The sequence below is a fragment of the Streptomyces sp. ICBB 8177 genome (assembly GCF_003144095.1).
In the GTDB taxonomy this organism is placed as follows: domain Bacteria; phylum Actinomycetota; class Actinomycetes; order Streptomycetales; family Streptomycetaceae; genus Streptantibioticus_D.
Map to the genome: position 1 here is coordinate 594,444 of NZ_NSKH01000023.1, position 14,726 is coordinate 609,169.

A 14,726-nucleotide genomic window follows, 5' to 3' on the forward strand; every position below is an offset into this window, starting at 1 on the left:
CCATGGTCACACCAGCTTGATGCGCGGGTCGGACAGCGTCAGACACACGTCGGCGACCAGGTTGCCGACCACCGTGAGGATCGCGGTCAGCAGGGTGTAGGCCATCAGGACGTTGTAGTCGTCGTTGCTGAGCGCGTTGACGAACATCAGGCCGAGGCCGTTGATGTTGAACGCGTACTCGATCAGCACGTTGCCGCCGATCAGCACCGGCAGGGACAGGCCGATGAGGGTGATCATCGGCAGCGACGCGTTGCGCACCAGGTGACGGGAGAACACCAGGCGCTCGGAGAGGCCCTTGGCCCGGGCGACCTTGATGTAGTCCTGCGCCAGCACGTCCAGGGAGGAGGACCGCTGGTAGCGCGAGTAGGAGGCGACCGCGGTCGTGGCCAGTGCCACGATCGGCAGGATCAGGTCCTTGAAGTGCGCGAGCGCCCCCGAAAGCGACTGGTCCTGTGGGACGTTGGCGTCCACCCAGCCGAGGGAGAGCGCGAAGACCTGGATCAGCAGCAGCGCGACCAGGAAGACCGGCATCGAGTAGAAGACGAACGCCAGCGTGGTGGCGGAGACGTCCCCGAAGCTGTTGCGCTTGACCGCCTGGAAGATGCCCAGCGGCAGTGCCACGGCGATGGCGACGACCAGTGACGTCAAGGAGAGGAAGCCGCTGAGCGGGGCCTTCTCCTTGAAGAGCGAGTCGACGGTCTGGTTGAGCTTGTACGACCAACCGAGGTTGCCGTGCAGCAGGTTGTTCAGGTAGGTGCCGAACTGGGAGTACCACGGGCGGTCGAAACCGTTGGTGTGGTTCCACGCCTGGATGGCGGCCGGGGTGGCCTTCGGACCCAGGACGGTCTGTGCGGGCGACGGGGCGACGATGTGCAGCATCAGGAACGTCACCAGGATGATGCCGAGGACCACGATGATGGCCGTGCCCAGGCGTCGGATGAGATAGCCCGTCATGTCCGGGATCTCCTCGTGCTGTGGGAGCGGGGGCGGGGGGATGGGGACGGGCGCCGGAGCGGTGTGTGCTGTGCACCGCTCCGGCGCCCTGACGGGTTACTTGGTGAAGTACCAGTCCTGCGGGTACAGGTAGAACTGCGTCGCCGCGGCGAAGGAGTCCTTGGAGCCCGACAGCTTCGGGTTCCAGGCGTAGATGTACTCCTCGGACGGCTGGAAGATGGCCGGCAGGTCGTTGGTCTCCGCCGCCAGCTCCTTCTGGAGCGCCTGCGGGTCGCTCGACATGATCGAGTCGTTGGAGAGCTTGTCGATCTGCGGGTCGGCGAAGCCGCCCTGGTTCTGCGAGGCGCCGGTGCCGAAGAGGATCCCGTTGGTCGGGTAGTCGCCCTCGGTCTCACCGCCGAACGCGGCCATGCCCCAGTTGTTGTCGTTCTTCGGGCTCGACTGCACGTTCTCGTTCTGGATGACGTTGTTGAACGTGTCCGTCTTGAGCGTGGCGTTGATGCCGACCTGCTTCAGCTGCGAGGCGAAGGCCGTGATCATCTGCTCCTCGGACTTCACGCCGCTGGCGTAGTACAGCACGAAGTTCAGCGACTGGCCCTTGGTGATGCCCGCGCCGCACTGGGTGGCGCCGGTGCCCGGGTTCTGGCAGGTGGTGGTGCCGTTCGGCACGACCTTCCAGCCGTGGTCGCTCAGCAGCTTCTTGGCGGTGTCGATCGAGTACGGGTACGGGTTGGTCAGCGCGTTGGCCGGGGCGAACGGGCTCTTGGGCGCGACGCCCACCGGGCCGTACTGCGGGACGCCCAGACCGTCGAAGGCGCCCTTGATCTCGCCCTGCTCGTCCTGGAGGTGGGCGAACGCCTGGCGGACGTAGAGCTGGCTTATCGCCTTGTCGAAGCCGTTGGCCCCGTCCTTGAAGTTGAAGTAGATGTAGTGGAAGCCGAAGCTCGGCTCACCGAACGTCACGTAGTTCTTGGACTGGAGCCGGCCCAGCTGCGGCCAGTTGTCCGACTTGACGTAGCCGAAGTCCAGCTTGCCGCTCAGCAGGTCGTTGAACTCCGCCGTGGGCGAGGTGTACGACAGCATGTTGACGGTCTGGATGTTGGTCTTGCCCTCGCCGGTGTACTTCGGGTTGGCGGTGAAGGACGCGGCGCCCGTCGAGGTGTTGTACGACTTGAGCTTGTAGGCGCCGTCCACGACCTGCCACAGCGGGTTGCTGGCGTAGGTGCTGAGGTTCTTCGACTCCTTGGCCAGGTAGTCGTAGATCGCCTTGGCGTTGTCCGGCTTGGTGAAGTCCAGCGTCGAGCCGTTGTCCGAGGACTTCGCCCAGGCCTTCGACGGGATCGGGGTCAGCTGCACCAGCTCGGAGTTGAGCACCCACTGCGGGTTGTACGCCTTGTCGAAGGTGAACTGGACCGTCTGGTCGTCCACCGCCGTGGCGGAGGTGACGTTGTCGGGGAACTGGCCCGGCACGTAGTTGAAGCCGTTGGCCGGGCTCTCCTTCACCGCCGCCTTGAGCAGGTAGTAGAAGAACAGCACGTCATTGGCGGAGACCTTGCTGCCGTCGGGCCAGGTGTACTGGCCGTTGAGCTTGATGGTGAAGGTCTTGCCGCCGTTGGAGACGGTCGGCGCCGCGGCCGTCAGCGAGTGCGAGTAGTCGATCTCCGGGTCCGCGCCCTTGGTCTGCGCGTACAGCTGGGGCCAGCTGAGGTTCTCGAACTGCAGCGCCGTGTAGACCGAGTAGTTGGCGCCCGGGACGACCGGGAAGATCCAGTTGGGGTCGGCGCCGACGTCCTCGGCGATGTTGAGGGTCCCGCCGGGCTTCACACTGGAGGAGGCGGCCGGGATGGTGCCGTAGGCGTAGTCGCTGCCGACACCGATCTTCTTGTGGCTCGCCGAGCCGCTGCACGCCGTGAGCGCCAGCGCACAGGCGGCGAGTAGCGCCATCCCCCCGATGGCCCGCTGATTCCTGCTCATGTGCTCCCCACTTCCGAACATGACACTCGTCTGGTGACAGCCGCTGGTACGCGTGGGTCACCGGAGGGGGGACCCGTCGTCGTTCCGCCCGATGAGGGGCGGCCCCGCGAAAATGATTTGGTTCGAACGGCTTGGCGCTTCATCCTGCTGAGCTGAGCGTGTTGTGTCGACACGTGATTGATTAAAGATTGGTAACGCTCGTTCCCTTTGTCGAGGGCACCGTCGATCGATTGTCCGATTTGTGCCACCACGGACAGTGGTGACATGTGTTTCCGACGCCCCCGTATAAGCGCGCCCCGTCCCCCTCCCGTCGCCGCCGACGGGCCCGTGGCCAGGCTGGTCTGCCCTGGTGGGGTCTGTGTGCCGGGCCGGCCGCCCGTCCGCTCCTCCCCGCTGCCGGTGTACCACCGTCGGAACGCCACCATTCGCAAAGGTGTGACCATTCATTCCAACGTGGCTGTTGCCGCCGGTAATGCCTGCGTCGGTCGGCGGGTGTTTCGGGGGAGGGGTGCGTCCTTTTCCTTTGCGCGCATGGTTCGGCGGGCAGGCCCGTGTAATTCCCTGGAAAGCGCCAGGGATTGTTTCCGGTGTATTTCGAGCGAGGGTGGCGGGGCTCCGTCCGTGTCCCCTTTCCGCAGGTCGGGCGCTTGGGCTACGGGGGGTCCCGCTGGGAGGGTCGTCGTCAACCGGGCGTTCCTGACGACTCCGTGAATACCGGCGGAACAAACCCGGCGCCCGGTTGTCCGTGGCATGTCGGGAGCGGGGTCGCAAAGCGCGTCGATAAGCAGCCGTGAGCGCGATGTCCGCCCTGCCGCCAAGTTGACGTTAAGTGCGCGGATGGACACGGGACATGTGGAGGTTCTGCGAAACGCCGGACGCCGGGACGCGGCGTGCGATGGACTGGACTCAGTCGGCACCCGCCCCTACCCGAGGCGCGTTCGGAGTCGTCCGCGCGGCCGTACGCGCGGTGTGCGTGCGCCGGGAGCGGTACGGCCCTGCGGGTATACGGGCGGTGAGCGGATCCCCCCGGCGCGGGCGGGCCGGTCAGTCGTCCGTCGTGGCGATGATCACGTCGAGGACCCGCGGCCCGTGGACGCCCTCAACGCGGTCCAGCTCGATGTCACTGGTGGCGGAGGGCCCCGAGATCCAGGTCAGCGGGCGCGCCGGGTCGAGCCGTGGCAGGGCCAGGGGCACCGAGGCGACCACCTGCCCGGGCGCCCGCACCACGCAGATGTGGTGGTCGGGGATGAGACTGATACGGCGGCCGCCCTGATCGGGAGAGGCGTCCAGCACGAGGGTGCCGGTCTCCGCGACGGCGACCGCGCACCCGGTGATCACACTTCCCACGGCGTCCAGCCGGGCGTGCGTCAGCCCGGGGTCGTCGGTGACCACCTCGACGCCCTCGGCCCGCGACAGCCACGCGGGCGGCAGACCCGTCGGGACGACCACCGAACGCGACCCCTGTGCGGCCAGCAACTCGGCTACCAGAGACGGGAGTTCGTCCTGCCCGCAGTGGTGCACCCGGGCCCGGTAGTCGGCCAGGTTGGCGGCGAGCAGGTCCAGCGTGCGCGCCGGGTCGTCGTCGGTGTGCGTGGCGCGGTAGTCGCGCGGGACCGGCACGTCCTCGGGGCGCTCCGACGCGGGCACGTCGGCGAGCGCCCGGCGGACGCGGCCCAGGACGACGTCACGGCTGCCGCTCATCCCTGCCCTCCCGTCGTCGCGCGATGACGGGCCCACCAGTCGCGGAACGGCTCCGGCGGCACGGCGGGCAGGTCACGGCTGCCGCTCCACGCCCTCGCCGGCCCCGGCAGCACCCGCAGCCGTGCCGGATGCAGGCGCCGGGTGCGCGACGCCAGCCGTTCCCCGGCGCGCAGCGCCCGCGGATGGTCGAGCGTCCAGCGGGCGGCGCGCATCGCGGCCCGTTCGGCGGCGTGCCCCTTGGCGGGCTTGATGGTGACGCGGGCGCCGTGCCTGGTCACCTGGCCGCCCTCCACGACGCGTTCGCGCAGGTGCACCAGGACCTCGGGGATGTCGATGGCGACCGGGCACACCTCGTAGCACGCCCCGCACAGTGAGGACGCGTACGGCAACGAGGCGTCCAACGGATCGGTCACGCCACGCAGTTGGGGTGTGAGGATGGCGCCGATCGGCCCCGGGTACGCCGAGCCGTACGCGTGACCGCCGGCCCGCTCGTACACCGGGCAGACGTTGAGGCAGGCGGAGCAGCGGATGCAGCGCAGCGCCTGCCGTCCCACGGTGTCGGCGAGCGCGTCGCTGCGGCCGTTGTCGAGCAGCACGAGGTGGAAGTCGCGCGGCCCGTCGCCGTCGGTGGTGCCGGTCCAGGTCGTGGTGTACGGGTTCATCCGCTCGGCGGTCGAGGAACGCGGCAGCAACTGGAGGAAGACCTCCAGGTCGCGCCAGGTGGGCACGATCTTCTCGATGCCGACCACCGAGATCAGGGTGTCCGGCAGGGTCAGGCACATCCGGCCGTTGCCCTCGGACTCCAGCACGACCAGGGTCCCGGTCTCCGCGACGAGGAAGTTGGCGCCGCTGATGCCCACCTTGGCGCGCAGGAACTTCTCCCGCAGGTGCAGCCGCGCCGCCTCGGCCAGTTCCGCGGGGTCGTCGCTCAGCGCCTCCGGCGCGGGGCGGCCCCAGGAGGCCATCTCGCGGCGGAAGATGTCGCGGATCTCGCCGCGGTTGCGGTGGATCGCCGGGACCAGGATGTGCGAGGGGCGGTCGTGGCCCAACTGCACGATCAGTTCGGCCAGATCGGTCTCGTAGGCCCGGATGCCCTCGGCCTCCAGCGCGGCGTTGAGCCCCGTCTCCTGGGTGGCCATCGACTTGACCTTGACCACCTCGCGTTCACCGGTGCGCTTGACCAGACCGGCGACGATCCGGTTGGCCTCGGCGGCGTCGGCCGCCCAGTGGACGGTCCCGCCGGCCTCGGTGACGGCGGCCTCCGCCTGGAGGAGGTAGTGGTCGAGGTGGCGCAGCGTGCGGTTCTTGACGGCCGCGCCCGCCGCGCGCAGGCGCTGCCAGTCGTCGAGTTCGGCGACGGCGGCGGCCCGCTTGGCGCGGATCGTGTGGGTGGCGTGCCGCAGGTTGCCGCGCAGCCGCTGGTCGCCGGTCGCGCGCTCGGCGGCCTGGGGGAACGCGGGCATGCCCAGGTCGGTGCGGCTCATCGCCGGACACCTTCCGCCGTGCGGGACCGGGCGTCGGCCTCGGTGCGCGCCAGGATCTCCGCCAGGTGCATCACCCGCGGGCCGCTTCCTGCTCGGGCGATGGTGCCGCCGATGTGGGTCAGGCAGGAGTTGTCCGCGGCGCACAGCACCTCGGCGCCGGTGGCCACCGCGTCCGCGACCTTGTCGGCGCCCATCGCGCTGGAGACGGCGGCGTTCTTGACCGCGAACGTGCCACCGAACCCGCAGCACTCCTGAGCGCCCGTCAACTCCCGTAGTTCCAGGCCCTCGACCGCCCGCAGCAGCCGCAGCGGCCGGTCGCCCACGCGCAGCACGCGCAGGGAGTGGCAGGTGGGGTGGTAGGCCACCGAGTGCGGGAAGTACGCGCCGACGTCCGTCACCCCGAGCACGTCGACCAGGAACTCCGACAGCTCGCGGACCTTGGGCACCGCACCGGCCGCCAGGTCCGCCAGTTCGCCGCCGCGCCCCTCGGCGGCGGCGCGCTCACCGATGCGCGGGTAGTGCTCCCGCACCATCGCCGCGCACGACCCCGATGGCGTGACCACGTACTCGTAGGGCGCGAAGACCCGCGCGAAGCGGCGCAGCAGCGGCTCGGTCTCGCGCCGGTATCCGGTGTTGTACTGGATCTGGCCGCAGCAGGACTGGCCCATGGGGAAGTCCACCTGGACGCCGAGCCGCTCCAGCAGGGCCACCGTGGCCCGGCCGGTGCCGGGGAAGAGCGCGTCGTTGACGCAGGTGATGAAGAGCGCTGCGCGCACGCCGCCTCCGCCGGTCGGACCCGTCCTTCCGCCTCATCCTGCCCCACGCGCCGCCCGTCACACAGCGGGCTCGCCCAGCAGCACCGGGAGCGCTTCCGTGCTGTTGGTGACCACCGTGGGCATCGGCGTCAGGTCCGCGAGCGGCACGGCGGGGGCCAGCGCGGGAAACCGCTCGAAGAGCGCGGCGAGCGCGATCTCGGCCTGCATCCTGGCCAGCGGCGCGCCCAGGCAGAAGTGCGGACCGTGCCCGAGCGAGAGGTGCCGCGGTGCCCCGCCGGCCGGGTCGAAGCGATCCGCGCGATCGCCGTACTCCGCCGGGTCACGGCCCGCCGCCATGTACGAGGCGAGGATCGCGTCGCCCTGACGGAGCGTCACCCCGTCGACCTCCAGGTCCTCGGTGGCGTAGCGCAACGGGAAGTGCGCCACCGGCGAGTCCCAGCGCAGCGTCTCCTCGACCACCGTGCTCCACGGCAGCTCGCCGCGCACGGCGGACGAGCGCGCCGCGGGATGGGCGAAGAGCGCGCGAACGGCGTTGGTGATCAGGTTGAGCATGGTCTCGTGGCCCGCGATGAACATCAGCAGCACGGTGCCGAACAGCTCCTGCTCGCTGAGGCGCTCGCCGTCGCCGTGCCCGCCGGGGTCCGCGCCGCGCGCCGCGATGAGCGCGCTGGTGAGGTCGTCGCCCGGCTCGCGCCGCCGCAACGCGATCAGCTCGCCCAGCATCCGGTCGAGCCCCTCCCGGCGGGCCGCCGCTCTCCGAGGGTTGTCCGAGACGCGGACGAGGGCATGGGTGAGGGCGTGCAGCCGATGGCGCAGGGAGGCGGGCAGCCCGATCAGCTCGCAGATCACGTCCAGTGGCAGCGGATACGCGAACGCCTCCCTCAAATCGACGGGATCAGGCGGGAGTTGGGACATCCGGTCCAGCAGGTCGTGCGCGAGAGAGACGATCCGCGGTCGCAGGGCCTCGATCCTGCGCGGGGTGAACGCCTGCGACACCAGACCGCGCAGCCTGCGGTGGTCGGCGCCGTCCGCAGTGGTCATCGCACGCACCGCGACGATGGCGGTCAGCGGCCACTCGCCCGGAACCTCACCGCGATTCCAGGCGCCCCAGTGCCGGATGTCCTTGGAGATCCGCGGATCGGTCAGCACGGTCTGGAGCGTGCGGTACCGGGTGACCGCCCAGGCCCGCACGCCGCCCGGCAGCTCCACCGCGACCAGCGGCCCGATCGCGCGCAGCCGCTGGTTCTCACCGTGCCGGTCGCGGCCCCGCGGGTCGAGCCGGTACGCGGCCGGAGGCGCGGGAACGCCACCGGGCGCAACGGGGCAGGGGGCCGGGCGGTCGGTCCACGCACTGTCCATGTTTGCACCGCACCAGGGGGCGCGTCCGCCGTCAAGACGAGAACCGGCCTGCGGATTGGGGCGACCGGCCTGCCGGCCGGGGCGGGCTGGGGCGTTGGTGTGCGGAGTGCGGGGTGCACCGAACAAGCGCGCCCCCTCAAGCCGCGCGCCACCCCCGCCCCCCGGGCTCCGTCAACAGCGCCATGATCTCGCGGACCGCCTCGCGGCCCGCGCGGTTCGCTCCGATCGTGCTTGCCGAGCCCCCGTAGCCGATCAGATGGACGCGCGGGTCCTTGGACACCCGCGTGCCCTCCATCCGTACGCCCCCGCCCGGCTCGCGCAGCCGCAGCGGTGCGAGGTGGTCGAGAGCGGCGCGGAAGCCGGTGGCCCACAGGATCACGTCGGCCCCGACCCGCCGTCCGTCGTGCCATTCCACGCCGTCCGGCGTGACGCGGTCGAACATCGGCAGCCGCTCCAGGACCCCGGACGCGCGTGCCGCCTCGATCCGCGGCGTGAGCGGCAGGCCGGTCGCGCTGACCACGCTGGCCGGCGGCAGCCCTCGCGACACCCGCTCCTCCACCCGGGCGACGGCGGACCGTCCGCGGTCGGCGTCGAAGGGGCCGGGCACGAAGACCGGCGGTCTGCGGGTGGCCCAGGTGGTCGAGGCCGCGACGCCGGCCAGTTCCATCAGGTGCTGGGTGCCGGACGCGCCGCCGCCCACCACGATGACCCGCAGTCCCGCGAACTCCTCCGGCCCGCGGTACTGCGCGGTGTGCAACTGCCGCCCGCGGAAGGTCTCCTGACCCGGGTAGTGCGGCCAGAAGGGCCGCTCCCAGGTGCCGGTCGCGTTGACCAGCGCCCGCGTCGACCAGGTGCCCGCGTCCGTCTCGACCAGCAGCCGTCCGCCGGGTGCGCCCGGTTCCGCCTCGCGCACCGCGGAGACGTTCACCGGTCGCCGCACCCGCAGGTCGAAGGCGTCCTCGTAGGCCGCGAAGTACCGGGAGACCACCTCGGCGGCGGGGCGGTCGGCGTCCCCGTCCTCCAGCCGCATCCCGGGCAGGTCGTGGACGCGGTGCGCCTTGCCGTAGGTCAGCGTCGGCCAGCGGTACTGCCAGGCGCCCCCAGGGCCGGGGGAGTGGTCGAGGACGACGAAGTCCGACCCGGGGCGCAGTCCGGCGCGCCGCAGGAAGTAGGCGGCCGACAGCCCGGCCTGCCCCGCGCCCACGACGACCACGCCGACCTCGCCGGGCGGCGTCCCGTCCCTCACGTCGCCGCTCCCGCCAGGCTCATTCGTCACGCCGAAGTAGTTCACGATTCTACGAACGCGGGGCGCCCCCCAACCCTTCCCGAGGGCGCCCCGCTCCGCTCCGGCCCGCCTGATCGCTGGGCCGGCGCCCTCAGCGACCGCTCGCCACCAGCAGCGGCGCCGGGACGTGCGGCGGCGCCTCGGCGGCGGGGCCGGTCAGCCCGCGGGAGGCCAGTTCCGGGGTGACGCCCTCGCCGAACCAGTACGCCTCCTCCAGGTGCGGGTAGCCGGAGAGCACGAAGTGGTCGATGCCGAGTGCGTGGTATTCCTCGATCCGGTCGGCGACCTGCGTATGGCTGCCCACCAGGGCGGTCCCCGCGCCGCCGCGCACCAGACCCAGCCCGGCCCACAGGTTCGGCGCGATCTCCAACTGGTCGCGGGAGCCGCCGTGCAACGCCAGCATGCGCTGCTGGCCCACCGACTCGCTGCGGCCGAGCGCCTGCTGCGCGGCGGCCACCGTGGCGTCGTCGAGATCGTCGAGCAGCCGGTCGGCCGCGGCCCAGGCGTCGCGGGCGGAGTCCCGGGAGATGACGTGCAGCCGGATGCCGAAGCGCACCTCGCGCCCCTCGCGTTCGGCGAGCTCCCGGATCCAGGCGATCTTCTCCCGGACCTGCTCCGGCGGCTCGCCCCAGGTCAGGTAGACGTCCGCGTTGCGGGCGGCGACCGGTCCGGCCGCCGCCGAGGATCCGCCGAAGAAGATCTCCGGGAGCGGGTCGGGCGGCAGCGCGGTCAGCCCGCCGTCCACCTGGTAGTGGTCGCCGTGGAAGTCGAACGGCCCGCCGTTCCACACTCCCCGGACGATCCGCAGGAACTCGTCGGTGCGGGCGTAGCGCTGGTCGTGGTCGAGGTGGTCGCCGAAGCGCCGCTGCTCGACGGAGTCGCCGCCGGTCACCACGTTGAGCAACAGCCGCCCGCGGGTGAGGCGTTGATAGGTGGACGCCATCTGGGCCGCGAGCACCGGTGAGATCACGCCCGGCCGGAACGCGACCAGGAACTTCAGGCGCTCGGTGTGCTGGGAGAGGGCCACCGTCGTCAGCCAGGCGTCCTCGCACCAGGTGCCGGTGGGGGTGAGCACCGCCTCGAAACCGAGTCGTTCGGCGGCTTTGGCGATCTGGGCGAGGTACTCGACCTCCGGGGCGCGCACCCCGGCGCGCAGGGCGGGCCGGGGGCGGCCGGTGCCGTTGTCGGTGTAGGCGTGCCGGTCCACCAGGGTGCGGCCGTCGCCGCCGGTGGGCAGGAACCAGTGCAGGTGTACGGACATGTGGGAGGTCTCGATTCGGTCGTCGGGGGGCGGGGCCCGGGAGGCTTCAGGAGCCGGAGCCGGAGGCGGCGCGCGGCGGCGTGGTGGACGGCGGGAGCCCGGTGTTGTAGCGGGTGTCCACGAACTTCGAGAAGTCCACGGTCCCGGGGATCAGCTTCAACTGGCTGAAGGTGTTCGCGATGCGCTGCTCGGAGGCGACGGCGGCCTGGTCCACGGCGACCGTCACCGTGGTGCCCTGGGAGCGGCGCACGGCGTCCAGGGCGACCGGGTAGGACAGGCCGGTGTCCTTGGCCCACGCCTTCGCCCACTGCTCGGGGTGCTCGTCCGCCCACAACTGGGCCTTGCGCAGCCGCTGGAGGTAGTCGCCGATCGCGGTGGCCTTCGCCTTGTCGGCCAGCGCGGAGGGCGAGGCCACCTCGAAGTTGAGCCCGCTGGCGATGCCCTGGCCGGTCGCCAGGATGCGCGCGTGGTCGTTCGCGACGACCTGGGAGGTGTACGGGTCCCAGATCGCCCAGGCGTCCACCTTGTGCTGGGTGAACGCCGCCAGCGCGTCGGCGGGTTGCAGGTAGTCGAACTTCACGTCGGACGGCGACAGGCCCGCGGAGCGCAGAGCGGCCACCAGCGTGTAGTTGGACGAGCTGCCCTGCGCGACGGCGACGGACCTGCCCTTGAGGTCTTTCAGCGACTTCAGCGGTGAGCCCTGCGGCACCACGATGGCGTCGCCCGCGGACGAGGTGTGGGAGGCGGCGACCACGGTGATCTTCGAGTTCGACGCCGCCGCGAACACCGGCGGAGTGTTGCCGACGCCGCCGAGGTCCACCGCCTTGGCGTTGACCGCCTCCAGCAGCGGAGGTCCCGAGGTGAAGGTGGACCACTTGATCTTGTAGTGCAGGCCCTTGAGTTCACCGGCCGCGTCCAGCACGGCCTGCGAACCGCCCTTCTGGTCGCCGATGTCGAGCGTGACGCTGCCGGACCCGTCGGTGCGGCCACCGGAGCCGGTGAGGGAACTGTCGGCCGACGAGTTCCCGCCGCACGCGGCGGCCAGAAGGGCGAGCGGAAGGAGCAGAGCGCCAACGGCACGGGTTTTCATGGGGGTTCCGTCTCTCTGGGGGTATGGGCGATCGCTGAGCGTGAGGGTGTTCGGGAAGGTGTGGGGGCGTGAGCGGTACGCGGGGTGTGTCGGTCAGGCGGCGCGGTCGTCCGTTGCCGGAGTCGCGGCCTTGACGTCGAGCCGGTCGAGCAGTGAGGCCCGCAGCCGGGTGAACTCCGGATCCGCCACGTCACGCGGGCGGGGCAGCTGCACCCGCGTCTGGTGGGCGATGACGCCGTCGCGCATGACCAGCACCCGGTCGGCGAGCAGCAGCGCCTCCTCCACGTCGTGGGTGACCAGCAGCACGGCGCAGCCCCGCCGCCGCCAGACCTCGGCGACCTGTCGCTGGGCGTTGAGCCGGGTGAGCGCGTCGAGCGCGCCGAACGGTTCGTCGAGCAGGAGCAGATCCGGTTCGCGGACCAACGCCCGTGCCAGCGAGGCACGTTGGGCCTCGCCCCCGGAGAGCGTCTTGGGCCAGGCGTCGGCGCGGTGCTCCAAGGAGACCTCGGCCAGCGCGGCCACTGCCGCGTTCCGGTCCGGGCGTCCGGGCAGGCCGAGCAGCACGTTGCGCCACACCCGTTTCCACGGCATCAGCCTCGGCGCCTGGAACGCCACCGCACGGCGGCGCGGCACCGCGACGGTGCCGTCGATCTCCCGGTCGAGTCCGGCCAGCACCCGCAGCAGGGTGCTCTTGCCGCAACCGCTGCGACCGAGCAGCGCGACGAACTCGCCCGGCGCGACGTCGAGCCGCAGGTCGTCCAGGACCGGCCGGTCGCCGAAGCGCCGCGTGAGCCCCTCGACCCGGACCACCGCGTCCGCAACCGCCGACTCCACCGGTTCGGCCGGCTCGACGTGCTGGTGACGGGGCGTCACTTTCCCGTGAATGTCGGTCGCCATTGCAGCAGCAGCCTTTCGAGGAGACGGACGATCAGGTCGGCGATCAGGCCGAGGAAGGCGTAGACGACCAGGCAGACCACGATGACGTCGGTGCGGAAGAACTCCCGCGCCTGGTCCATCAGGAAGCCGATGCCGTTGTCCGCGTTGACGGTCTCGCCGAAGACCAGCGCCAGCCAGGCGGTGGCCAGCGCGTACCGCAGGCCGGTCATCGCCCCCGGCAGCGCACCGGGCAGCAGGACGTGGCGGATCAGGCCCCAGCGGGACAGCCCCAGCGAGGTGCCCGCTTCGATCAACTGCTCGTCCACACCCCGTATCCCGGCGTAGACGTTGAGGTAGAGGTGGAAGGCGACACCGAGCGCGATCAGGGTGATCTTGGGTGTCTCGCCGATGCCCAGCCAGATGATGAACAGCGGGATCATCCCGACGAACGGCACCGCCCGCAGCATCTGCACCGTGGCGTCGATCAGGTCCTCGCCCAGCCGGGACAGCCCCGACAGCAGCCCGAGCGCGGTCCCGATCACCGCCCCGAAGACCAGACCGATGGCGACGCGGCGCAGCGAGACCGCCATGGCGGACGGCAGCGTGCCGTCCGAGGTCAGGTCCCAGGCGGTACGGGCGATGGTGGCGGGCGACGCGAGGATGCCGGACCCCAGGACTCCGGTGGCGCTGAAGACCTCCCACAGCGCGAGCAGCAGCACCGGGCCGCTGGTGCGCCGCAGCCAGCGGGGGACGGAGCGCCGCCTGGTGGCGACGGAGACCACGGGCTCGAGATCGACGCCCTGGCGGTCGGTGGATATGGGGGATATGTCGGAACGTTCGGAGTGTGGCGTGGGCAGCGCGGTGCCGGCGCTCATGAAAGGGCTCCTGACGGAGGGCAAGGGGGTGCGCGCACCGGCGCGTACGCGGGCGCGGAACTCAGCGGCGACGGGCCGTGAGGAGGAAGAAGAGGGAAAAGGGCGTCAGCGGCCGCGACGACACGCGGAAGAGGCCACCCGCAGCAGGTCGATGTGCCCGCGCGTGGTGAGAAGGGCTGAACGCGACATGCGCCAGAACGTAGCGACGCGCGCTGAGCCGGGTCAATGGGTGTCTCGTCAGGCGGACGGCGCGTCTTGGGCCAGGGATGGCCCTGCGGACTGTCCCGGACCGTCGCCGGGGTGGTCAGTGCCGCGGCCGTGAGCGCGGGCCCGGATCCTCCCCGGACACCGCTCCCGGTTCCGCCGCCGGGTCCGCGGCCGTCGTGCCCGGGGCAGCCGTGCGGGACGCCGCCGCGTTCGCGGCGACCGCGCCGACCAGCGGCAGCATGCGCGAGCGCACACGTTCGCGCAGGACGACCTCCGTGCGCGTGCGGACCACGCCGGGCATCCGGATGACCAACTGGATCACGTCCTCCAGGTGCGTGTTGTCGCGGGCGGCCACCCGGGTCAGCAGGTCGCCGCCGCCGGTGACGGAGAACGCCTCGATGATCTCCGGCACCGCGGCGAGCCGTTCACCGACGTCGTCCAGGTGGCCCTGGGTCACCTCGATGTGCACGAACGCCAGCACCGGGTGGCCCAGCGCGGCGGGCGACAGCCGGGGCCCGTAGCCGGTGATCACCCCGTCACGCTCCAGCCGGTCCAGCCGTGCCTGTAGCGTCCCGCGCGCCACGCCGAGGATGCGCGCGTACTCCCGAACGCTGGTGCGGGGCTGCTCCAGCAGCAGCCGCAGGATCCTGGCGTCCAGCACGTCCACAGCCATGGGCCAGCGGCCTCCTCGCGGTCGATGGGAACCAGGATCGACTGTACCAATGGCTCAGTCGGTCGGCGGTCACTTGAGCCGCTGACCCAGTGGGTGCTTTCCTGGGGGCGTCGATGGCGTTGCGCAGGGCCCACGGTCGGGACGGCGACGGAGCCGCCCGCGCCCCGCGGCGCTACAGGCGTACCCGCGCGACCGCCCCCCACCGGCCGCC

Annotated in this window: 12 protein-coding genes; all 12 read right to left on the reverse strand. The window is 71.4% G+C overall.

Annotation, left to right across the window (positions count from 1 at the left end):
- Window positions 1-6: 6 nt before the first annotated feature.
- The 12 genes from CK485_RS23045 to CK485_RS23100 all read right to left on the reverse strand — a co-directional run bounded on the left by CK485_RS23045 (window position 7) and on the right by CK485_RS23100 (window position 14,515).
- On the reverse strand, window positions 7-954 hold the full coding sequence (locus tag CK485_RS23045) for an ABC transporter permease (RefSeq protein WP_109453768.1): 948 nt from the start codon (window positions 952-954) through the stop codon (window positions 7-9).
- Between the two features lie 96 nt (window positions 955-1,050).
- Window positions 1,051-2,928, reverse strand: a complete 1,878-nt coding sequence (locus CK485_RS23050) for an ABC transporter substrate-binding protein (protein ID WP_158288237.1) — start codon at window positions 2,926-2,928, stop codon at window positions 1,051-1,053.
- A 1,044-nt stretch (window positions 2,929-3,972) separates the two neighbouring features.
- On the reverse strand, window positions 3,973-4,629 hold the full coding sequence (locus CK485_RS23055; protein ID WP_109453770.1) for an LUD domain-containing protein: 657 nt from the start codon (window positions 4,627-4,629) through the stop codon (window positions 3,973-3,975).
- Complete coding sequence (locus CK485_RS23060) at window positions 4,626-6,113, reverse strand: lactate utilization protein B (protein WP_109453771.1); 1,488 nt, start codon at window positions 6,111-6,113, stop codon at window positions 4,626-4,628. Before CK485_RS23060 ends, CK485_RS23055 begins: the two co-directional genes overlap by 4 nt.
- On the reverse strand, window positions 6,110-6,889 hold the full coding sequence (locus CK485_RS23065; RefSeq protein ID WP_109453772.1) for a (Fe-S)-binding protein: 780 nt from the start codon (window positions 6,887-6,889) through the stop codon (window positions 6,110-6,112). The genes CK485_RS23060 and CK485_RS23065 overlap by 4 nt, the downstream gene beginning before the upstream one ends.
- Before the next feature lie 57 nt (window positions 6,890-6,946).
- Complete coding sequence (locus CK485_RS23070) at window positions 6,947-8,248, reverse strand: cytochrome P450 (protein ID WP_109453773.1); 1,302 nt, start codon at window positions 8,246-8,248, stop codon at window positions 6,947-6,949.
- Window positions 8,249-8,384: 136 nt separating this feature from the next.
- The gene (locus CK485_RS23075; protein WP_109453774.1) at window positions 8,385-9,494 is read right to left on the reverse strand and encodes an NAD(P)-binding domain-containing protein; all 1,110 of its coding nucleotides are present in this window, start codon (window positions 9,492-9,494) and stop codon (window positions 8,385-8,387) included.
- A gap of 130 nt (window positions 9,495-9,624) precedes the next feature.
- Entirely contained in the window at window positions 9,625-10,794 is a 1,170-nt protein-coding gene (locus CK485_RS23080) for an LLM class flavin-dependent oxidoreductase (protein WP_109453775.1), read from the reverse strand.
- A gap of 46 nt (window positions 10,795-10,840) precedes the next feature.
- Window positions 10,841-11,884, reverse strand: coding sequence for an ABC transporter substrate-binding protein (locus CK485_RS23085; protein WP_109453776.1), 1,044 nt, complete (start codon window positions 11,882-11,884; stop codon window positions 10,841-10,843).
- Window positions 11,885-11,977: 93 nt separating this feature from the next.
- Complete coding sequence (locus CK485_RS23090) at window positions 11,978-12,781, reverse strand: ABC transporter ATP-binding protein (RefSeq protein WP_109453777.1); 804 nt, start codon at window positions 12,779-12,781, stop codon at window positions 11,978-11,980.
- Window positions 12,754-13,635, reverse strand: a complete 882-nt coding sequence (locus tag CK485_RS23095; protein WP_109453778.1) for an ABC transporter permease — start codon at window positions 13,633-13,635, stop codon at window positions 12,754-12,756. Before CK485_RS23095 ends, CK485_RS23090 begins: the two co-directional genes overlap by 28 nt.
- A 304-nt stretch (window positions 13,636-13,939) precedes the next feature.
- Window positions 13,940-14,515 carry an Lrp/AsnC family transcriptional regulator gene (locus tag CK485_RS23100; protein WP_109453779.1) on the reverse strand — a complete coding sequence of 192 codons (576 nt, stop codon included), beginning with the start codon at window positions 14,513-14,515 and terminating at the stop codon, window positions 13,940-13,942.
- Window positions 14,516-14,726 lie beyond the last annotated feature (211 nt).